We start from the raw sequence: 22,256 nt of genomic DNA, 5'->3' as shown, positions 1-22,256 counted from the left end.
AGTAACACGATGAAACTGGGAATAAGTGTAATGAAAATATTGGCCCCGATGGCTATTCTGGCTATCGCGGCGGCTGCACTGGCTACGCCTGAAATCGGGAAGAAGAAGACAGCAGTGATAAATAAAGCGTCGGAAGTATCTGCCTATAAGATTAAGCCCGGGCAGAAAGAAATACTGCAGGATATGATGCGGGTGCTGAAGGCTACCGATTCCTTGCGCGTATTTACTATCACGGGTTTCAATAAGGCAGAAGATTTGGCCGACCCCTCCAATTCCATGAACGTGGAATTTAAATATGCAAAAAACGATACGGCGGTTTACTATAGGCTAGGCGATAACGAGATGATTCACCTGCCTGGTGGCGAGATTTCTATTCAGCATGATTTTCGGAAAATATTAGTCTTTCCCGGCAGGCAGGCGAACAGGGGCTTTAAAACGCCATTGACGCTCGACCTGAAACAACTTGAGAAAGAGGAGTACGACATTTCTAAAACCCAGGTAAACGGGCTTACCGAAATCAAGCTTGCAAGGGAGAATCACATCTCCTGCCGGGAGTATAGCTTGCAATACGACAGTGCCGGGTTGATGAAAAGCCTGTTCATGCGCATGTCAGACCTCAGCGATCCGACGGATACTGGAAGGGATAAGCTGTTGCATGTGCAGGTGCAGCAATGGCGAAAGGGATACGCAGAAACCGGTCTGTTCGATATCAGCAGATATGTGCACCGTGAAAATGGAACACTCGTTCCTGCCGGTCATTTGAAAGACTATGAAATCATTTTTGCCCAGTAGTGTTAACCTCCTTAATGTTTTAAAAGACATGCGTTTCTATCCATACAAAATGACCAGAAGCATACTTAAGGTGATCTTTTACAGCCTGTTGTTGATAGCAGGTTGGCAAAAGTCCCTGTTGGCTGCGGTAGAGCCTTATCAAAACCAGATAAGAGGAAAACTGAAGCAGGGCGACAGCGTGATCGTGCGGGACGAAAAATTCCGTAACCCGGATTACGACTGGGGTCGTGTTCAGAATAAAAAAGTGACGAATGTCGTTACATTCAGCCTGTACCGCGATACGACCGCCTATCCGCAACAAAAGTTCAGTTGCGAGGTCGATCTCAAAATCGAATACTGGAGCAATCCCGACCAGGCAGAGCCTGTGGTTATCGAACATGCAAAACTTGAGATTAATTACGATCCCGTAAAGGGCGCAACATTCAAACCCGAAGATAGCTATTGGTTCCAGAACGGCCATATGGTGAAGGTCACGGTGAACAGTATCTCCTGCCCCGAACTAGGTGATGAGCGGCCGCCCATCTTCCGCATCACTAATAAAATAGTGGTGGAGCGCAAATACCACGGCGTGCCCGACCGGCAGTTGCTGCCAAGTTTTAGCATTTCGCAGAACGACGAAAGCGGCGGAAACCCGATGGCGCGAAATATTACACCTACACCTGTTGGCGGTACTTTACTTCATCTCACCTGGGATAAGATTGAAGCAGCGGCAGAACAGTATGATATTGAGTATACTTTTATAGATGATGAATCCCCTAACGGAAAAATACTGGAACTAAGCGGCGTCAACACACCGCATGCGACGCTGGCTAAAATGTTTCGCAATAATGCTACGCGTGCAACAGTATCCGAAGAAAATTTCACGATAAGCCTGGTAAACAATACTAAGTATTTACTTGTGCGTATCCGGACCGTGGACGAAGACAATGGTCTGCGAACCGAAGGCGATTGGGTATATGACATGAACCAGGGCGGATCGGCTGTTTCGGCTGTGATTATCTTATCGCAGGAGTGGTTCCATCCCAACTTTAACTGGCAATATAACGCCACGTTTGCGGAAGATGGCAAGCGCCAGGAAACGATCACGTTCCTGGATGGAAGCTCACGCACCCGGCAAACACTGATGGCTGCGGAAGCGCCAACTAACCTGGCGAATGCCGATGACCATGTAATTGTACAAAGCCAGGTATACGACGAGTTTGGCCGTCCACTGCTGCAAACCATGCCAATTCCGGTCCAGGGAAAGGAACTGTCCTTTAAGGCGGATGACTTGTATAACGGAGCCAACAACCGCTATAATTTCGCTGATGCCTATGGCGGCTCCTCCGCGAGTTGTATTTTAAAACCCCTCCCGGTAAATACCAGCTTGGGTAAACTGGGCTCTTACTACAGTGCAAATAATGCTTTCCTGCCTACCGCTGCCGGCGAACGGGCAGCAGATCAGGCAGAACGGCCATATAAGTATTATGTTCCCAACGCCGGTGGTTACCCTTTCTCTGTAACCAGGTACACTAACGATAACACAAATCGGGTAGCCGTACAAGGTGGAGTAGGAGAGTTATTTCAGCCTGGTGCCGCAGGCAAGGCCACACAGATGTTTTATGGTAAGCCAGGGCAATGGGAATTAGACAGGGTGTTTGGTAATGATGTCGGTTATGCTTCTCACTACCTTAAAAATATGACGGTAGATGGCAATGGGCAGGTGAGTGTATCTTACCTGAATGCATCGGGAAAGGTTATTGCCACTGCATTGGCGGGAGCAAAGCCGGATAACCTGAATGCACTGTCTTCCACAGCGGTGGGAGTAACAAGGGAGGTTTTCAATATGCTGGAACCTGCCGACTTCACTTTCGACGAAAGTCGCCTGATGCTTACCGGCTCCGGCAGCTACCTGGCTTCTAACACTGGCAACGCCGTATTTACCTACCAGGTCGATCAGCTCATCAAGCAGTACAATGAAAGTGGTGTGCAGATTTGCAGCAACTGTTACTACAAATTGAATATACGGGTAACGGATGATTGTGGTAAGCTCGTTGGCCGTAAACAGGCGGATGTTGGTCGGGCACTGGCTGACTGTGATGCGGATGGTATCAGAACGGACACGGTGCAAACCAATATCAGCAGACTTGGCACCTATAACGTATCTTTTGAACTGTCGCTTAGTGAAGACGCGATCAGGAATTACACAGAAACGTATATTGCTCAGAATACAAATCTGAAGTCCGCTTTCCAGTTCGCTTATGAACAACTGCAAACAGCAGACTTTACCAATTGTATCAATGACTGCCGGACCTGTGCTGCAGTCCTGGGAGCGAAGCCTAACTTCATAGCGAGGTTGAGCAGTCAGTTGGAGGCGAATAATGTAGACCTGACAGGGAATACTGCGTTGTTCAATAGCTGGGCAGGATCGTTATACGACAACCTCTCTGCAAAATGTACCGCGCTTATAAACAGCAATGACTGCCAGCCCTCACCTTGCGATGGGCTAAAGCGCCAATTGATCCTGGATATTAGTCCGGGTGGCCAGTATGCATTGTTTGATGCAGAAGGCAATGTGTTGGAACCGGCAACGAACATACTCGCCCTTCATTTCAGGCAGGTATTTCCCCGGACGCCCGACAACTTCGGCGCATGGAATGACAATAAGTTTAAATTGGATGACGGGACAGAATGGTCACCTAACGACGCTTCATTTACGGAGGCAGACCTGGTTACTTACTGGCGCGAGGAGTGGGCGGAGAAGTTTGTAGTGCATCATCCTGAGTATTGTGCATTCCAGTCCTGTCAAACAAATGAGGTCTACCGCCGTTGGGATAGCCGTATTAACAGCATGGCGCTAACGGATGATGATCTCTTTAATATACTCGGGGTCAGATACAATGCAACGCAGGTAGAATGGCTGTTGGCGAAGGATCCATTTTTTGCGGTGGGTGCAGCAGGCTATCCTTATCGGAGTGAGTTTGGTGCCGACCTCATTGGCTACTCCACCCGGGTGCTGGGTGTAAATGCCTCATCGCTTTATCTTAAATCGCTTTCGGCATTTGTTAACTACTCATTGTATTGCGCCAACGAAACGTTCAATACTAATACACTGGCTGCCCAGGGAAATTCCTGGAACCAATGCACACCCGATGCCAGCTGCCGGGTGGTGAATAAGGAGTGGGATATGTACCGCCAGAAGTACATGGAACTGAAGGAAAAATATTACCAGCGTTCCATGGCCGAAGGCCCCTGCAGCGGCAAGTGCCCGGTTGGTACTTTAACAGGCAACCCCGCTAAACAATATTGCCTGCCACCCGCCGACTTCCGCATAGAATCGGAGGGAGGGTTACCTACTGATCCGTTCCACCGTCTCGTATTGAAATACGCTGCTACCGTATCAACGAACACCGTCATCAACTTTACCTATCCGGCCCAATACAGCTCCCTGTTTAAGGTAGATGCTGTCATGCTCGACGCTGGTCAGCATCAGGTTGCATTTAACGTGGATAGAGAAATCGATCCGGCTTCAATCGTTATTTCCAGTATCGAATGCCAGGCATTGCCATCAACATATCCGTGTCCGGGTACGGCTGGTAGTGCCGATATGCCTTCCACAACGGTGCAAACCGGTTCTTACTTCGAGTATCCGGAGAACGGTTCAATAAAACAGTACTGGGTGGTGAGTGGCACACGGATAGGTGGCCCGAAGGATTACTGTAAATTCCAGGTAAGTGATTTTTATGACTGTTATACGGTGAAGGTGGCGAACAGGCCTGCCATCCATTACAGCAACGTATGGGTGAGCTCCTGCACGAAGGCGCCGGACGCGGAAACAGCTTTTGCCGAACCGGAATTACCTGTAAACAGTAACGTGGTTGAGTCGAGCCAGTCTTCCTCACTTCCCGTGGACCCTAATTGCCCGAACCAGTTTGTTTTACAAGGTACAAGGACCGAGGGTACTGACTTCTGGTATTACGAGCTTGGATATAGCGAAGAGAATACGGTCCCGATTGGTGACAAAACAGTCAAGATAGTACTGCGCACTAACCATGATACTTATGCCTCGTTTTTCTTTGATAATGACAACGACAAGCACAGTTTTTACGTTGGCGATAGCACCAATATATCACTGAGTTTCTTCTCGATTTCCTGCGTTGATGTGACCAGTTGCGCTGCCAAATTTGGTCATAAAATATCTCGTGCCGGCGTACCCGGTTACGAATTTATTGTACCGGCAACGGCAAATGACGTCACGCAACAACAGGGGCAGGCGTTGAACGAAGTTGTTACCAATGCCCGCGCTACCTGCGAGGGGATGGCCGACGGCTGGATGAAACAGTTTGAAAAGTACCTGCAGCAAAACGGTATTAATACAAACACCCGCGACCTGCTCCGGCAAAAACTTGTAGAGGTATGCCAGCTAGGTGCCGACCTTGAGCATATGGCCGGTGCCAGCACGTTGCCTTCCGGCAGGGCCACGGCTGAAGGCTACAGTTCTTTTGAAGATGTTATCAGGGGTGTGCTGAATATGTCTGCCCTGGATATGGATTGTAATCCCTGGCTGATCGAAGCGCCCCTTCCTTACGACATTAAGCCCCAGGCCAATGTTTTAGAGGTAGACTTTGTGAACGCCGATATATGTGCTAAACTGGCAGCCCTCGAATCGCAATATAACGCTGACCCGGTAGGAACATTCGCCCAGTACGTCCTGGCGAAGTTCGGTTCCGCTATGAAACTTACGCCTGGCCAATTGGCCGCGCTTCAGAAAGGATGTACCAATTGTCGTTATATACTTGATGAAACCCTTGCATTGCCCGTATTTTTAGATCCATCGGCCCAAGGATGTGTCACTGCCACTGATTTTTCAGCGGCGATGTCGGCATTGTCATCCAGTATTCCTGACTGGTCGGCCGCTACTACACACGAGCATTACAGGACAATACTCACCAATTTCCTGAATCAGCGCTGGGGATTCACCATGGGGTATGAAGATTATGCGGCTTATATACAGCAGTTGGCCACAAATCCTTCTACCACCAATATGTTGTGCAACCGCCCGATATACGCGGACGTGCCCGGTGAAGACCCCTTTACTTGTTTGCTCAATGTGGTGGACGATGCCGCATATGCAGGTCGCAAGGCTTACATGGAGTACATAGACGGCCATAAACGCGCCTTCCGTAAAAGTTATATTGCTTATTGCGGTAATAACAAGCCAACGCTATTGGCCGACGTGCCCTGGCAGGTATACCATTATACCCTTTATTATTACGACCAGGCAGGTAACCTTGTACGAACAGTGCCTCCCCAAGGCGTCGAGATATTGACCGTTGCACAGCGGCAGGCAGTAACCGCCGCCAGGCTGGCCCAGTCACAACAATGTAACTATGGAAACGGTCCGGCAAGTAACACCGTTCCGGAAAACGCTTATACGGCATTAGGAAATGCTTTACGCTCCGAAACACCCGCTGCCATGGAAATGTGGTTGTATAATGCAGCCACTTCGGCAAATGGAACGCAGATGGTGATGACGGCAGGCGTCGACGAGTACATCGTGAGCTATTGTATCAATAACAACCAGCTCTCACTCGACATCTTCAAGGTCGATCCTGTCACGAAGCAGACTAGCTCGGCCCTGACTTATCGGACTGCCGTAAACATACAGCAGCTGTTGCCGCTCGATAAGTGGATACATGTCGTTGCACAGGGAAACAACCTGTTGCGCCCCGGTTTGTCAGTGTCTGTAAACGGAATATTGTGTCCGCCGATTGCATCGCCTACGCCAGCCGTTTGCTCATGGACAATCACCTCGCAAAATGGTCAGTTTATTTATCCGCAGCGTGCGAATCATCTGAAACACCTGCGCATCTACAACCGGCTGCTGACAGACGCAGAGATCGAAGGAAACGCCACGCAGTATTGCTTTGGGGTAAGTCCGGGTCATGCCGCCGATCTGCAGTCAGCCCGTGTTTTCTGGGGGCGCTTCAATACCCCTGCGAATGGAATTGAGCCCGCTGGCCCGGGTGGTGGAACGCCTGGCGTACAGCCGGAGCCGTTTTACCCTTCGCACACTTTACCCACCAGTTATGCCTTCCAGTCACTGGGTGGCGTAACAACGCAACGATCGCCCGACGCCGGCACCAGTAAATTCTGGTACGATAAGCTGGGCAGGCTCGTGTTTTCCCAGAACCAGGAGCAGCAGACCCCTGTAAACTTAGGTGCATCAAACAGGTATAGTTATACCGTATATGATGGGCAGTCCCGGATCGTACAGGTTGGTGAAAAAACGGTATCGACATCACCTACAACCAATACCCATTTCCTCGCGGACACGACCATCGGAAATATAATGGCTGGCGGTACCCGGTCACAGATCACGAAGACCTTATACGATGCACCTTATACTGCAGCCGCGTTGAATGAGCAGGAAAACCTCCGCAAACGCGTGTCTGCCACCTCTTTCGAAGAGGTAGAAAACACCGTAGAACAGTATACCTATTACAGTTACGACCAGATAGGCAACGTGAAAGCCCTGTGGCACAAGCTGCCCGGCCTCACGGACAAGAAAAAGATCGACTATGACTATGACCTTGCGAGTGGAAAAGTGAATATGGTAGGTTACGAGCGGGGAGAAGGTGACCAGTTCTATTATGGTTATGAATATGACGCCAGGAACAGGCTGGTAGCGGCCAAAACCGGTCTTACCCCTAATTCTGCCATTAACTGGGCCACAGATGCCTCGTACGAATACTATCTGCATCAGCCCCTGGCCCGAATGGTCCTCGGTAAGAATGCCGTGCAGGGACTGGATTACGTATACACCCTGCAAGGCTGGTTAAAGAAGATCAACAGCAGCAAGCTAGACCCGCAAACAGACATAGGCGGTGATGGTCAGGGCGTACGCATCTCTGTGCCAAGAGACGTGTTCGGATACAGTATTAACTATTACGGAGGCGACTACCAGCCAATCGCACCCTTCCGCCCTCTAGCTGACTTTGGCTGGCAGCCCGGTACTGGTACATCGGCGGGCGTAAACCTTTATAATGGGAACATCGCCAGCACTACGTTAGCCTTAAACAGCCACTTGCCGCAGAACGTATTCCAGGGACAAACTACCGGCTACACCTATCGTTACGACCAGTTAAACAGGCTGGTGAAGATGAGGCAGGATCAGGTGGCAACCAGTGCTACCAACTGGTCCGGAACCGAAGCCACTGCTTATGGCGAGAACATCAACTATGACGCGAACGGCAACATCCAGTTCTATAAGCGCTATGGTGCAACCCCAGACGTGCTGATCGACGATCTTACCTATCATTATGTGAGCACACCGGATGGAAAGAAGATAGATAACCGCCTGAATCATATCAAGGACATCGCGACCACCCCCGCCGGCCAACCTGACCTGAAAGATCAGAACGGAAACAACTATCTTTACGACAACATCGGCAACCTGCGGGCAGATGTGAAAGAAAACATCACCCGGTTAGAGTGGTCCGTGTATGGAAAGCTCCGCAAAATTGCCAAAAACAACCAGCCCTACCTCGAGTACAAGTACGACGGGGCAGGCAACAGGGTGTACAAATGGCATAATAATGGTGGCCAGATCACGGAGACCTGGTACGTACGTGATGCGCAGGGTAACCCGCTCAGCATATATGAGAAAAGCGGTGGCACCACCCGTTTGAAAGAACAGGTTTTGTACGGATCTTCGCGCTTGGGCAGCTGGTACCCCGAGGCAGGTAAAACCGCCACAGAATCGTGGAACACCGAAGGGAACAAGTTGTACGAACTGTCGAACCACCTGGGCAACGTGATGGCGGTGGTGAGCGACGAATTGCATCCCGGGGCGGAGTTGACGGCGGATGTGCGGAGTATGCAGGACTACTATCCGTTCGGGATGGTGCAGCCTGGGAGGTCTTTGAATGTGGCAGGTTATCGTTATGGGTTTAATGGGAAGGAGAATGATAATGAGGTTGGGAAAGGTGATGGAGGGCAGCAGGATTATGGGATGAGGGTGTATGATGCGAGGGTGGGGAGGTTTTTGAGTGTGGATCCCTTGATCAAAAAGTATCCAGAACTCACACCTTATCAATTTGCTTCGAATACTCCTATCCAGGCTAGTGACTTAGATGGGCTTGAGGCTGACTTCTCCAAGGGGAAAGTCCAAAAAATGGAGTATGCTTCAAGCGACGCATGGTACCATAGTGCGGGAAAATTCACCGGAAATACAGCCATAAGTATATGGAATGGGGCTGTAGGATCCGTCGAAATGGTTGCTAATTTGAATCCCATTTATAATCTAGCAGACGGTGGAAATGGATATAAGAAAATTTGGGGAGACATCAGCAGCACAGCTGTCGCAGGGTATAATTGGACAGTAAATACCACACTTGAACAGAAAGGGCGTGATTTAAAGAAGATCGCAACAGATCCGCATACCTACGAGGACGTACTCGCAATGGTTCTGGTAAGCAAAGGCATGAAGTCTGTGGGCGCGGCTAAACCCGCGGTAAATGTAGCTACTACGGAATCTGTTGAAGCTACCGTCGCAACAACAACTCAGGCCGCCACATCGGCCAATCAGGTATCCGCTGGCGCGAATGCTGCAAACAATGTTGCAAGGGGCACCAACAATCCTGCCGTCAGGAATGCAGTAAATCTTGGAAATCGCGTCCACTATGATCAACTAAATGGAGGGACTGGTGTAGGACTGCCAACGGAGCTTACACAACGATATCCGAATACGCAGTTTTCATTTACCCCACGAGGTGCTGCGGGGGCAGATGTTCGAGTAACAGGAGGTTTGCATCCGTCGCAGTACCCAAATTCAAATTGGGCACCTAATAATTTTCATGCAGATTTCAAACCAGGCACACCATCGGGTGCGAGGACATTTAGAAGTGATGTAAGGAGTGGTAAGCTTCCAACTAATACTCAGCTACTAACTTATGATCCTGCTACCGGAGCTCTACAATAAATAAAATAATAAAAAATGAACATTTGGAATTTAATAACTGAGGGAAATTTTGAAGAAGCTGTAAAAGCTGTGGACGACCAGTCTAAGACCGAGGAAAATCTATTCAACCTCAGAAACAAACTATATGCTTTATTTCATTTAAATAGATACCAAGACTGCGTAACGCTATCACTGATAATTATCGATAGAGACAATGGGCAGGTGGATAGTGACTTTATATTTCTTGGAATTGCTTATTGGGCCTTGGGGGAATATCAAAATGCGATTTCCTCATGGGCTTCAGGTGAGCAAAGCCTATATACAGATGCGGCAGGTGGCGTTGAACTACAACTATTGCTGTTATTTGCGGCGATCAAAACCGGCGATATAAAAGGAGGAAAAGTTATTAGGAGGAAACTGGAAAAGCTAGTTCCAAAAAAGAAAAAAACTTAGGCTGGCCAGCGCCTTTGGCACAATTTGCAACTGCAGCAATAAGCGAAAGCGAACTAATGGAAAGAATAGTAAGTATCCCTATACTGCATAACCGCCAGCTTTGTCAGGCAAACTTCACTTTAGCACTAATGAAATTGGAACAAAATTCAACCGAAGAATATCAACTCTATCTTGAAGCTGCCATTAAGCAGGGGCCCAATGCTTGGCTCGAAAAAATGTTCTACTTAGCAAAAGTTGAACTAGAGGCGCTACTCATTAAGTGACTCTCACCCTCTTGTCAACCAGCTCCTGATCTTGAACCAGGCGAAGGCGAAGGTGAAAATTAAAATCTTTAACTTATGTATTTCCTTCCAGTACTCATATGGATACCCATCATTATTTTCGTGGTAAACAAAGTTTCCACTTTTAAGGGAAACCGCAAGTTGGTCACTATACCAGGCAGCCTTTTGCTAACACTGGCATTAACTTATGGAATATACATATTCACAAACTTTGGAACGGTCATATCTGATCTTGATCCGCTAATAAACATCCTTTGGCTAATGTACTTAGTGATTCTCGCACCAACCTTGTTCAGCTTCTTGCTTACAAAAATTATGAACAAATACGCAAAGTGAGATTTTGAGGCATAGGAGCGTCACAACGTGCGGACGAGGGGAACAATGCAGCTCGGGATTTCTTAGGGAATAAGCGTATTAGCTATCGAACCATTTAGGGAATGTGTTGGCGACGCTTTCAGATAAGCGGCAAGATGTGGTGAGTATGCAGGATTATTTGAGGTTGGGAAAGGTGATGGAGGGCAGCAGGATTATGGGATGAGGGTGTATGATGCGAGGGTGGGGAGGTTTTTGAGTGTGGATCCGTTGGCTGAGAGTTATGCGGAGCTAACACCTTATCAGTTTGCTAGTAATAGGCCGGTAGACGGTATGATAATGATTACGACAGGACGATCTATAGGGCTGGCCGAGCTTTAGGTGACGCGCTTGCAATAGTGCAGGGAGCTTCTGAAATTACCGGTGGTAAGGCAACGATGGCAGCTGGCGGCGCAGCATCACTATCCGGCGTTGGAGCGGTCGCTGGAGCTCCTACAGCTGCAGTGGGTGGTGTAATCTCTTTGCATGGTACCGGTGTTACAACAATCGCCACATTAGATCTGGGAATTAATCTGGTCGCATTTGCGGAACTATCGAAGGGTGGGGCAGCCCCAGTAAAACAAGGTGCTGAAGCCGAAAGAGCAACAAGTATGGATGCAAATGCGGCGAAAGAGAGATACGACGGACCAGTTACGGGTAAGCCACGAATAGCGGACGGATCTAACTCGAGGCAACTGCAAGAAACAAAAGACGTTTTGTACCAACATTTGAGTAGACAGTTAAAAGATGGCATTCAACATGCAAAAAATACAGGGCGCGAATTTGTTCTTTGGTTACGAGAAGGATACAAGGTATCCAAAACCTTGAAAGAAGAAGCAACGAAAGGTAACGTAATTATAAAGACCATTCCAAAAAAGACAAACTAATGCGAAATGATGTTTATTACTAAAAGTGAAGGACAGTTAATCAGTGAGTTGAGCACCATGGGGTTCAGCTACGATGGAATTGATGATATCTATAAGCAGAAAAGCCTTCCGCACGATGTGGTTAGAGCCATTTTACGATCATTCAAAAATGTGTATCAAGAGCATCTAGGCAGTGGAGATCATTTGTTACGGTCATTAATCTCTGCCGATGAACCATTTGATCCGACTATAATAATCGACTTTTTTGAAGAAAATACATACAATATGTCGGTTATGTGGGGGGTTGCTTATGTGTTAGCTATGGCTAAGACATATGATATAGGTGAATGGTTGAAAAATCAATTGTTGAAGGAGCCACCCACCTTCGAAAGGCAAGGTCTAGTTTATGGCCTGATTGAAAAGGGTGGGTTCAAAGATTCTGCGGAACTTAAGAGTTTTCTGGAGAAAATTTTTCCTAAATATCCTTTCGCGGTTATTGAATTGTATAAGAAAGTTGGTAGCAAGGAGGATGCTTTGTTTTTGGAAGGTCAAAGGAATAACTATAATTCAGATGTTAATAAAGAAATCGACAAGCTTATAGTGCGGCTGGGCAAAAAGAAGCGATAACGGCGTAGTTAAATCAAGTACTTTAATAACAGTCGGTAACAGTACCGTGCCCGAAACGTATTTCACTCGGATATGGTACTGTGAACGAGCTTTAAAGTCGTTTCAAGGAGAGTGAAGAACTGGCCTGAGTCCGTCTTCTATAGCGTGCTTATGGATTACTGTAAACGCAGGGGCATTAATGAGGCCCTTCGATTAGTTTGCCTTATTACGGATTTGCCGTCCGGGCAGACGCGCCAGAGATCAGGCAGCGCGTACCACACTCCTGGATATCATCGAGGAACGTTACGACAAGGCGGCAACTATCATTGCCACGCAGATACCCGTGGAGCAGTGGCATAACCTTATAGGAGAAAGTACGATGGCTGACGCTATTTTGGACAGGTTAGTGTACGCCTCTCACAGACTAACATTACAAGGGGAGTCACTCAGAAAGAAAAAAAACTCAGTTCATAATCTTAAATCAATACCCTAAATTGCATAGGAAAGTGGCCCATTGACTCCGTAATCATTGGCCCAGCATGTTCCGTTTTGACTGGCCCACCATCACCGTAATAGACAGCTATTTATCCAGAAGCTATTATCTAGCAAACAGGATTGAAATATAAACTACTTACTGTAAACACTTCGTGCACAGTCATTATGTACTTAATCTTGGGGCTATTTTGCGAATCAGCCAACCTGATAGGCGTTTTAAAACCTGGTGAAATGGAATCAATTGGGATTGCTCTACTACTGATCACCGGATCTCTTTTAATCTTGTCACTGAGCATTTTTATTTTTAATAAGAAGTCTATCTACTACAGATGGATTGATGTCTCAGAGAAAATAGCAGCATTTGACTATTGGAGCAAGTATGATTTAAACTGGGCGTTTAGGGAGTCTTTTATTGAGGACTTGATTCTTAAAAACTCTGACAACCAGGAACTTCTTCAAAGGCTGAAATTTGTTAAATGGTCTAAACTTGCAAGTATAGTATTAGCGGCTTTATTCTTTTTGGAAGCGCTATTGCTGAAAATTTTTACAGATATTTGAATGGTTCTGAGCGCGAAGTTAAGGCTGGCATATATTACTGTCGGCCGGGTTCCAGGATAAATTTATGATTAGAATTACAAATGTCCAGGCTGATGATAGCCACAGAGATATACTGATTGTTTTTGATGAACTACGTTTAGTCGAGACAGTCGATTCATATTATCTCGCCATTGACCACGCTTTTATGCCCGGGATGTCAGGTGATCTTAAGGTAACGTTGGTTCTGGAAAAGTTGATAGCCCGTTGGCACGAATTCGTTTTAGAGCTTGGCACGGGCGATGTGGTGTATCTCCCGGTAGATTTCTCAGATCAGTACCTCGGCTGCTTTAGAGTTGAAAGACTCACCAGCGGCTACGTTCTCGTGAGCTATGGCTTTACGACGGCTATTACAGGACATCATATCTCGCCATCAGATATTCCCAGATTGAAGTTATCGGATGAGGATTACAAAGTGGCATCAGCCATTATTGAATTTGATAAAGACGTTCTCGTTGATTACATTCAACAAGCGCTATTGTAAAGATCGCGTGACGCAGGAAAATTTGGACTTAACTAAGCACTATTTACGCTTCTCCGCCAGTCTCAAAACTCTCACGATTAATGCGATCCCGCAAACTAGCACCAAGACAAATCCCGCCAGGATTTTCTGTTTAAAAATTAATAAAATGGTAGTTAAATGTATAGCTAATGATTCTGTCTTAGTAGATGGTTGGCAGAAATACAATAAAACTCCACTTAGTGATGAGTTATATATTAATCAGTATTACTTAGTGTATGGAGTATTTTTTTTTCAAGGAAGAGTGTGGTACGAAATATTGACTACGCATGATTTATATACCAAGTCCTTTCCTTCTTTTTTGTTTGAAGTGCAAGATAGCCGGTTGTCCAGGTATTTTGTATTGGGAAGAGGAATAGCGGGAAACGGCGATGTGTACCCCTTAATCACATTTAAAGAAAAGGCAGACGATGTGTTGTTTTATGAGAAGCTAGTGGATGGAGGCCTGTATGAAGTTGAGGTTTTTGATAAATATAAATACCTTATGTTTTTGGAATTTAAGTTGCCAGGTATTGAATCATTTGCGCTTAAGGTTCAAGAGAATTGGGTACAGTGCTCATATTGCGATGAGGCTTGGCAAGTAAAGTGTAACGACTTTGAAATGTGTAAATGTCCAAATTGCAATTCTGTTTTATTAGTTCCCGAATTTTAAATCGTCACAGGAGTACCGAAGCCTGGCCATCATGAAGTGACCCCAAAAGTTTGGACGGGTTGAAGATTAGGCGGCTTGAGTTCGATATTGTATTGGACTCAAGCCGTTTAGTTTTTCGGATCTTTATTAGTTAAATATGGAAAGTAAAGAGTTTAAAGTCCTTTTTAAGGAAATTGCAAAGGCCAATGATTTGGAACATGTGTTTAATGGGTGGTTTAAGGAGAGTGTAGAATGCATTTTCGTTTAGAGCCTCAGCGATCAAATTACAGCATTAAATACAATGTGATGATGAAGGTTTATATTCAAGGTGCTTTTGGAAATAGCTATAAAAAGTCAAAGGAGTTAGTCAAAGATATAGGTGACATATTCCAGCGCATTCCAAGCGAGTATGACAAATATTTTGATTTGGAAACAGCGTTAGATGATACCTCCCGCCGTGCAGGTATTGAAAAAACGTTTAGAGAGTATATTGTTCCTCATTCTGAGACAGTACTTACCTTGGATTCACTTGTCAAGGCGGTTGAGCGAGGAGATATCAAATTGCTCCCAGCAGTGCAAGAAGAATTAGAACGTATTATAGGACGGGCATTATGATTTATATTTCCTTATTCCAATCTTTCAATGACAAAACCCGGCCACATTGAGCCGGGTTTTGTCATTGTGATATGTCACTTAGTTATTAGCCTTAGCGATAAATGCATCGAGCATCTAGTACATGCAGGGCAGCCCGGCTAACCGCTTCTGCTATACGAAATACGATTCCCTTAGCCGCATAGCAGAAGTAGGCGAGAAGAGTAACCTGACCGTATTGCCCCCGGTAACCCCCTGCTTTACCACGCGCAGCCTCGCTATGCAATATCCTCAGGTACCTACGCCGGGGTGCCGGCAGTTCCCTCATGGATAACCTGGAGTACAAATACAACCGCCAGGATGGCTTTGTCACCAATAACCGCCTGAACAGCGTACGCGATTACTGTAATTTCTGTTCCATGCTGACCCACCATTCTGTTTTATGTTGCCCCACCATTCTGGGATGTTGACCCACCCGTTTGGAGCCAACCTGGAACATCTTTTTGTCGCATTCTGGGATGTTGACCCACCCGTTGTCAAAACTGAGACACCGGGATTCTGGGATGTTGACCCACCCTTTCAGAATTGGAGCCGACTGGCATTCTGGCATGTTGACCCACCTGCAGGTACCGGTGATAAGAGTTTTTGCAGTCATTTGCTTCCAAAAACGGAGCATGGCGCAAAAACCTATAGCGATGGAACAATTAAAACAGATCGTCCAACTAAAGGAAGATGGTATCGGTATCCGTGAGATAGCACGTCGTATCGGCATCAGCCGCAATACGGTTCGTAAATATCTCGAATTGATAGCAGAAAAGACGGAATCGGTTCATGCCTTAACCGACAAGGAATTAGCCGATACTGCCTATAATAATGACTTGCTTGCACATGATGAGCAACGATTAGCGCAGCTGACCTCACATTTTCAGTATGCGCAAAATGAAATAAGCAAAACAGGGGTTACCCGCGCGTTACTTTGGCAGGAATACATAGATCAGCACCCGGACGGCTATGTTTATAGTCATTATTGCTATCACTTCGCTCAATATCTTAAAAACCGGGACTTATCCATGCACCTGCAATACAGTCCGGCAGATACAATCATGATTGACTTTGCGGGCAAAAAGCCATTACATAGACTCCTCCACTGGTGAGTGTATTGAGTGTGAGGTCTTTGTCGCCATTCTTCCCTTCAGTGGCGTTATCTTTTGTCAGGCCGTACACTCACAGCGGACTGTCGACTTTACTCATTGTATCAATGGCATGCTAAAGTTCTACGGTGGCGCTCCGGCCACGATTTTATGCGACAACCTGAAGACAGCTGTAATCCGTCCTGATCGTTATGAAGCCGTATTTACAGACGTTTGCGCTCAGCTCGGCGAGCATTACTGTACCACCTTCAGCGCAACCAGACCGTATAGCCCTCGTGACAAAGCAATGGTGGAACGGGCGGTCAATATTGTATACAACAACATTTTTGCGCCACTGCGTAACCAGGACTTCACCAGTCTAACAGCATTGAATGCTGCTATCGCCCAACAACTCATTTTACTTAACGATAAGCCTTATAAGAAAACTCCTTACAGTCGTAATTACCTGTTTAAACAGGATGAGCAACACTTATTAAAACCTCTGGGTGCACGGGTAAATAAGTTGAATGTTTTTTTGGAAAAGACCCCCGATTCAAGTTCGCTCAATAGTTTTTATCGAGGGCGTTTTGAGCAAGACGGTGAATTGTTGGAGTTTACTGATGACGGTAGGGGTTACTATTATTTGGAGTTCGAAAACGGAGATTCAATAGAACTTCATGCATCGAATGTGAAGCTCTATGGGAGAAGTTGATTGTGTAAGGTTGAAATCTTATTCATGGTTCGGTTTAGCTGCTTATATATGGATTTCACGAACCCCGGCAACTGAATGACTAGCCTACCCAACCCTCACCCAACCGTCACCCAACCCTCGATCCCCCCAAAGATGTCAAGTTGACCCTACTTCAATGTCAACTTGCGCCTAGCTAAAAAGCCAATGTAATTCCGACCTTCGTTAAAAAACATGATACAAAGTTCATATAACGCCATCTCGTCAGGTGCCACGGGGATGTTCGGCAAACAGGTAGTCAAGTACTTCCGCCACGGCAAAGAAATTATCGCTAAAGCACCACCCAAACGACCTGGCAAAGGAACGCCCGGCCAGGAGCGTACACGGGCGGATTTTAGTAAGGCCATAAATTTTTCGGCCAAAGTTCGGGCGTCGAACGACTTGACAGCCCACTATAAGCCCTCCGTCCGGGACGGGCGTAACATTCATAACCTCGCAATCGCAGACTTTCTCGTCGCTCCCGAAATTCATGATGTGCATATAGCCGATGGTACGGTCATGGTACATGCTACGGATAATTTTCAGGTGCATGCGGTAAAGATTATGGTATACGATGCCAATGGTGCGTTGTTAGAATCCGGTCTTGCAGGCCGGGGAGACGACGATCGCTGGATATACCGTCCCGTTACAATCGCCCAGGGTGGCCGTGTAGAGGTGGTGGCAGTCGACCTGCCGGGCAATGAGTGCCGGTATGAATTAACAACACCAGCAACTGGTACGCCTGAACATCGTAGCACGAGCATACGTATCGCCGGTAGGCAAAATGTAAGATCCATTTGCAACATGGCTAACACCGGTTAGGGTTTCAGTTTGTTCTTCCTGTACGTGTCTGGCGTACAGCCAATTTCTTGCTCGAAAGCTTCGTAAAACTGGGGTGGTTCCTTGTACCCCGACTCAGTGGCAACTGCGTCGATCTTTATTTGGCCATCGAGCAACAGCTCGCAGGCATGTTCTATTTTCCAGCGTTTCTGCAGGGAGGGAAACCGCATGCCCATTTTTTTACAGGCGTTTTTCAATTGTGTTTTAGTCATGTTCAGTACACGTGCCACGGAGGCCATGCTGCCAAACAACTGCTGCATTTCCGGGGTTCTTTGCCGGGCGTGCCGTAATTTCTCCACATGCGATTCGCAAACGTGTGCCTCTCTTCTTTTCTGCTTTTTGGGGCTGATAGGTTTTTGCTTCATGTAATGGAGCAAAAATTCCCTCACTTTGTTGTCTATGGCTATTTTACGAAGCCCTCCGGTGTCCTGCAACCTGGTCACTTGCCGGGTCATCGTTCTGCCTTTCATGCCGGTATTTACCATGGGCATCACCCAGCCCTCAGGACAGCCGTCTTTTACGCGCTTCAACAATGTTTGTAGCTCATCGCGCTTGTAACAGGCTGTTTCTAACAGGGAGAGGCTTACGTGAAGTTTGAGGGTAGTGCAGGCCCCTGCAGGAACGTTCACTTCGTGCAGGCCAGGAGGGAGGTAGTAGAGATAGCTGGTGCCCCGATAATGCGGCAGGTCGCCGAGCAGGCTGTGTTTCATAACCATGCTGCCTTCCAGTGTATAAGATAATACCAGGGTAGGTTCGGACACGGATACTTGCATGAGTTTGGGTATCGTAAGTCCGAAACAATGTTTCGTTAAACGATATTCCTGCCCGTCCTCTATCTGCTGTAAGATCCGGCCAAATGGCCCCGTCATAAGGGTGACAGGAGCATTGGTAATCATGTCGGGAAACAGGTGCGGACACGGTATAATTTGGGTGTCCATGTGCTCATGGGGAGTAGGTGCGAATTGCATGGTTCTAGATTAGGTTGTTATGCATCCTCACTATTCGGTATCAGGTTAAAAAAATGTTGAGCGAATGTAGAATTTTGAATTTAATCAGCAAAAAAATATTTAGCAGGTTATTAGCAAAAATGCCTGTGTTTCTTTCTGGTTATTGATTTTGGCGCGTTGTTTTTGTGTTTTTGCAGAAGAAATGTCTGCGGCGCTGTAATCGGCCACTCTATTGTATTTAAGATCGATTTTGTCAAATTGACCCTACCTCAATGTTCACTTGCGACTATCATGAAAAACATTTTTCACCCCCATCTTTGCACTGTTATTTTATTATTCACTTTTAAAAACAAACATTTATGAAACGAACAGAATTCAATGCCATTACCTCAGGTGTAAGTGGCGCTTTTGGAAACCAATTAGTAATGCGTATCATCAACGGCGTACAGGTAATCGGCAGGTTTCCGTCTGCCAGCAAGGTACCACCAACAGACAAACAGAAGTCGGTGACGGAACGCTTTAAGGCCGCAACGGCTTATGCAAAACAGGTCATGAAAAACCTTTCTCTGAAGGACCTGTACAGTACTTTAAGAGTTGGTAAAGGTGGCGTCTTTGCAACGGCGGTGGCCGACTACTTCCACGCGCCTAAAATTGATACCGTGATCCTGGAGGATTATAACGGCACGGTAGGCAGTAAGGTGTTAGTAGTGGCTACCGACAATGTAAAGGTCGATAGCGTGGCCGTGCAGATCTTAACGTCCGGCGGCAATTTGCTGGAAGAAGGGCAGGCTGCTTTCGATCCGGATACCGGTCAGTGGCAGTATACAGCCACGCAGCAGAATGAGGATCTGCAAGGTTCGGTGATTGTTGTTACGGCAAAAGATTTGCCGGGTAACGAAACCAAATCTGAAACCGTGATGGCGTAACCTTTACTTAAACCCCCGGGCCGGGGCTATGTTTCCCGGCCCTTTTATTTTAACCTTTAAATCCTAAAAACCATGTTATGTACTAACGATGTGCTCCAACAATTGAAGCACGATAATTTCGGATGTAATTCCCGTTTCTTTATCCTGGGCGATGATATTGCCGAACTACTGGATTGCCGGCTCAATGTATTCCGGCGTCCCGATGGCCGGTGGGCGATCGTGTTAGAGAAGCTGTGTTTCGAGCCGGTTGTGAATCAGATCTGGCTCGACCTTTACTACTACGGCAACTGTGTGAAACCGCTGCCCGACGATATCAATGGCTATGGAATTGCGGTGGTAACTGATTCACTGGACGAAACGACAAAAGGCTCCGAGCTTCGCCCGGATGCGCAGTCCTGGATGGTGAGAGACCGTGTATTGTATCTTACGCATCGCAAGGAAAAGTATGCGGAAGTGGGCATCGAACTGGCCAGCGCGGATAATATCGCTACGGTGGAAGCGGCCCGCTATCTCGTGGCAACACGGCGCAAACATTTCCGGGCCACGAACCTCGACTTATACTTATATCTGCCCGACGACCTGGAGAAGGTGCTGGTGCTCGATGAATGGCATCATCGCGACTATCTCAACGATTATGTGCTGTGTTGGTCAGATACGGAATTGATGGATGTGGTCCAGGACTTGTCTGAATACCTGCCGACGGGCTGCTGCAGTAAAGAAGGTCTGCGTGAGCAACTGAACCGGATGGTCAATGCAGAGGAGGATGAGTTGTTCAGTCCTGCTAATTACGAAACCTGGCCGATGATTGCCGAGGTAATCGTTTCGGGAGATGTAACACGCTACTCACCTACATTACCTCCTAATACACATTGGTCTAACTGGCCCACCATGCAGGAGCAGGGCGTGCCTTCCTGGTTTATCCCAAAATAGGAAAGGTATGCTGAGAAAGACATTTGTAGATGAGGTCCGGAAGATGTTGATGGCGGTGAAACATAAGGTGACGGTGGTCATGAATGCGGTGTTGCTGTTTACGTACTGGAATAGTTCGGAAGAAGAATTGGAAACAGGCCTGATCCGCAACATACAGGCCTTCCTGCTGGAGCTGGGTGCCGGGTTCTCCTTCGTCGCCCGCCAGTACCGGGTTAAAACAGAAACGAAAAACTTCTTTATCGATCTCGTTTTTTACCACTACATCCTCAAATGTTTCGTGCTCATCGACTTGAAAATCACGGAACTCACACACCAGGATATCGGGCAGATGGACATGTACGTCCGTATGTTCGAAAGCCTGAAGCGGCAACCGGATGATCAGCCCACACTGGGTATCATCCTCTGTAAGGAAAAAGACCAGACCATTGTGCGATACAGTGTGCTGGAAGAAAGCAAACATTTATTCGCCTCCAGCTACAGCCTGGTATTGCCATCGGAAGATGCGTTACGGGAGGTGGTGGATCGATGTACAGCAAGACGTGAAAGTATCGCGCAATAGGCAGAAGATCGCGTCACCATTACACAGCCTGATACCGTCGAAAGGATGCTTGAAAGACTGTGTGTACACAAGCAAACCGGGATAGCCGGTCCGCTTAAGCTCTTTGACATATTGGTTTAAAAACTTGAGGTTCACTCACACGGCGTTAGTGTAAGCTTTACATATAGTGGAGGCGGGACATGTTGCCCGCCTTCACTTCTTTATTTCGATGTTATAACATCAGCTGGCTTTTCAAAATTCTTCTCCGCTACGGATGCGCATCTACGCATTTTGTAAGCGGTCGTCGATTGTTAATTCAAATTATTCCCTATCTTCGGGACGATTATCAGCCAGGGGCCTTTTCTTTCATTTAGCAGTTTTTTATTTAAACCGGACCCTATAATTTATATCGTCTAAGCAGCAAACATTCGCATTGTAGTTTTTATTCTTAACCCTCAACCAATCCACAAGTAATGGAACCATTTCTTGCGCTGATCTGTATTTTCGGATCAAACTTTGCACCCCGTGGCTGGGCGCTTTGCAACGGCCAAATCTTATCAATTGCCCAAAACACGGCATTGTTCTCCCTGTTAGGTACCACGTATGGTGGTAACGGTCAAACCACTTTCGCACTGCCCGATCTGCGTGGTCGCGCGCCGATTGGTTGGGGCCAGGGGCCTGGATTACCAAATGTATCATTGGGTGAAGTAGGCGGTACGCCAAATACTACACTTACGTCTGCCCAGATGCCGATGCACACGCATGCAGTGAGCCTCACGTTCCAGGTGTCTGCCTCAAACGCAGGTGGTACAACTGGCACGCCTTCGGCTTCAGCAAACACGCTGGCCGGACTGGCAGACAGCAGCGGCAACGAAGTGTTTGGTTATAACAGCCAGGCACCAAACACCGTGTTAAACACCGGCGGCGCTGCTACCGGCAATACGACAATAGCGGGCGGTAGCCAGCCTTTGTCGATCATGCAGCCTTACTTGGGTGTGACTTTCATCATCGCACTGGAAGGCATTTTCCCTTCAAGAGATTAATTCGGCTTACCCGGTGGAAGCAGGCGCAGGTCTGCTTCTGCCTCTTTTCATGTA

20 protein-coding genes are annotated in these 22,256 nt (G+C 47.2%); 19 read left to right on the top strand and 1 reads right to left on the bottom strand.

What is annotated here, in order from left to right; all coding sequences use genetic code 11:
- The first annotated feature begins 9 nt into the window (after positions 1–9).
- The 15 genes from MKQ68_RS10825 to MKQ68_RS10765 all read left to right on the top strand — a co-directional run bounded on the left by MKQ68_RS10825 (position 10) and on the right by MKQ68_RS10765 (position 17,800).
- A complete protein-coding gene (locus MKQ68_RS10825; RefSeq protein ID WP_264283312.1) occupies positions 10–792 on the top strand; it encodes a hypothetical protein in 783 nt (260 codons plus the stop codon).
- 49 nt (positions 793–841) lie between these two features.
- Complete coding sequence (locus MKQ68_RS10820) at positions 842–9,754, top strand: RHS repeat-associated core domain-containing protein (protein ID WP_264283311.1); 8,913 nt, start codon at positions 842–844, stop codon at positions 9,752–9,754.
- 15 nt (positions 9,755–9,769) lie between these two features.
- Complete coding sequence (locus tag MKQ68_RS10815) at positions 9,770–10,186, top strand: coatomer subunit epsilon (protein WP_264283310.1); 417 nt, start codon at positions 9,770–9,772, stop codon at positions 10,184–10,186.
- A gap of 56 nt (positions 10,187–10,242) precedes the next feature.
- Complete coding sequence (locus tag MKQ68_RS10810) at positions 10,243–10,449, top strand: hypothetical protein (RefSeq protein ID WP_264283309.1); 207 nt, start codon at positions 10,243–10,245, stop codon at positions 10,447–10,449.
- A gap of 552 nt (positions 10,450–11,001) precedes the next feature.
- A complete protein-coding gene (locus MKQ68_RS25900; RefSeq protein ID WP_432803737.1) occupies positions 11,002–11,160 on the top strand; it encodes an RHS repeat-associated core domain-containing protein in 159 nt (52 codons plus the stop codon).
- Positions 11,161–11,177: 17 nt separating this feature from the next.
- On the top strand, positions 11,178–11,705 hold the full coding sequence (locus MKQ68_RS10805; RefSeq protein ID WP_264283308.1) for a putative toxin: 528 nt from the start codon (positions 11,178–11,180) through the stop codon (positions 11,703–11,705).
- A gap of 6 nt (positions 11,706–11,711) precedes the next feature.
- The gene (locus MKQ68_RS10800) at positions 11,712–12,311 is read left to right on the top strand and encodes a hypothetical protein (protein WP_264283307.1); all 600 of its coding nucleotides are present in this window, start codon (positions 11,712–11,714) and stop codon (positions 12,309–12,311) included.
- A gap of 211 nt (positions 12,312–12,522) precedes the next feature.
- Positions 12,523–12,783, top strand: coding sequence for an ATP-binding protein (locus MKQ68_RS25895; RefSeq protein ID WP_432803742.1), 261 nt, complete (start codon positions 12,523–12,525; stop codon positions 12,781–12,783).
- Between the two features lie 233 nt (positions 12,784–13,016).
- Positions 13,017–13,343, top strand: coding sequence for a hypothetical protein (locus tag MKQ68_RS10795; protein WP_264283306.1), 327 nt, complete (start codon positions 13,017–13,019; stop codon positions 13,341–13,343).
- A 64-nt stretch (positions 13,344–13,407) separates the two neighbouring features.
- Complete coding sequence (locus tag MKQ68_RS10790; RefSeq protein ID WP_264283305.1) at positions 13,408–13,863, top strand: hypothetical protein; 456 nt, start codon at positions 13,408–13,410, stop codon at positions 13,861–13,863.
- Positions 13,835–14,551 carry a hypothetical protein gene (locus MKQ68_RS10785; RefSeq protein WP_264283304.1) on the top strand — a complete coding sequence of 239 codons (717 nt, stop codon included), beginning with the start codon at positions 13,835–13,837 and terminating at the stop codon, positions 14,549–14,551. The genes MKQ68_RS10790 and MKQ68_RS10785 overlap by 29 nt, the downstream gene beginning before the upstream one ends.
- Positions 14,552–14,836: 285 nt before the next feature.
- Positions 14,837–15,145 (top strand): hypothetical protein, encoded by a 309-nt coding sequence (locus tag MKQ68_RS10780; RefSeq protein ID WP_264283303.1) that lies wholly within the window; start codon positions 14,837–14,839, stop codon positions 15,143–15,145.
- Positions 15,146–15,816: 671 nt separating this feature from the next.
- Positions 15,817–16,275 (top strand): helix-turn-helix domain-containing protein, encoded by a 459-nt coding sequence (locus tag MKQ68_RS25820; RefSeq protein WP_349773811.1) that lies wholly within the window; start codon positions 15,817–15,819, stop codon positions 16,273–16,275.
- Positions 16,276–16,384: 109 nt separating this feature from the next.
- The gene (locus MKQ68_RS10770) at positions 16,385–16,963 is read left to right on the top strand and encodes a hypothetical protein (protein WP_264283302.1); all 579 of its coding nucleotides are present in this window, start codon (positions 16,385–16,387) and stop codon (positions 16,961–16,963) included.
- A 210-nt stretch (positions 16,964–17,173) separates the two neighbouring features.
- On the top strand, positions 17,174–17,800 hold the full coding sequence (locus tag MKQ68_RS10765) for a hypothetical protein (RefSeq protein ID WP_244838747.1): 627 nt from the start codon (positions 17,174–17,176) through the stop codon (positions 17,798–17,800).
- Here MKQ68_RS10765 and MKQ68_RS10760 read toward each other — a convergent pair.
- Positions 17,797–18,756, bottom strand: coding sequence for a helix-turn-helix domain-containing protein (locus MKQ68_RS10760; RefSeq protein WP_264283301.1), 960 nt, complete (start codon positions 18,754–18,756; stop codon positions 17,797–17,799). The genes MKQ68_RS10765 and MKQ68_RS10760 overlap by 4 nt on opposite strands.
- A 368-nt stretch (positions 18,757–19,124) precedes the next feature.
- Here MKQ68_RS10760 and MKQ68_RS10755 point away from each other — a divergent pair, with 368 nt between their 5' ends.
- The 4 genes from MKQ68_RS10755 to MKQ68_RS10740 all read left to right on the top strand — a co-directional run bounded on the left by MKQ68_RS10755 (position 19,125) and on the right by MKQ68_RS10740 (position 22,202).
- Positions 19,125–19,691, top strand: a complete 567-nt coding sequence (locus MKQ68_RS10755; protein ID WP_264283300.1) for a hypothetical protein — start codon at positions 19,125–19,127, stop codon at positions 19,689–19,691.
- A gap of 72 nt (positions 19,692–19,763) precedes the next feature.
- Positions 19,764–20,621 (top strand): DUF7003 family protein, encoded by an 858-nt coding sequence (locus MKQ68_RS10750; protein ID WP_264283299.1) that lies wholly within the window; start codon positions 19,764–19,766, stop codon positions 20,619–20,621.
- 7 nt (positions 20,622–20,628) lie between these two features.
- A complete protein-coding gene (locus tag MKQ68_RS10745) occupies positions 20,629–21,180 on the top strand; it encodes a DUF1016 domain-containing protein (protein ID WP_264283298.1) in 552 nt (183 codons plus the stop codon).
- 452 nt (positions 21,181–21,632) lie between these two features.
- Positions 21,633–22,202 (top strand): phage tail protein, encoded by a 570-nt coding sequence (locus MKQ68_RS10740; protein WP_264283297.1) that lies wholly within the window; start codon positions 21,633–21,635, stop codon positions 22,200–22,202.
- The last annotated feature ends 54 nt before the right edge of the window (positions 22,203–22,256 follow it).

The sequence above is a fragment of the Chitinophaga horti genome (assembly GCF_022867795.2).
Taxonomy (GTDB): Bacteria; Bacteroidota; Bacteroidia; order Chitinophagales; family Chitinophagaceae; genus Chitinophaga; species Chitinophaga horti.
The sequence above is the reverse complement of the archived record's forward strand: the minus strand, read 5'-3'. Positions and strand labels throughout refer to the sequence as shown.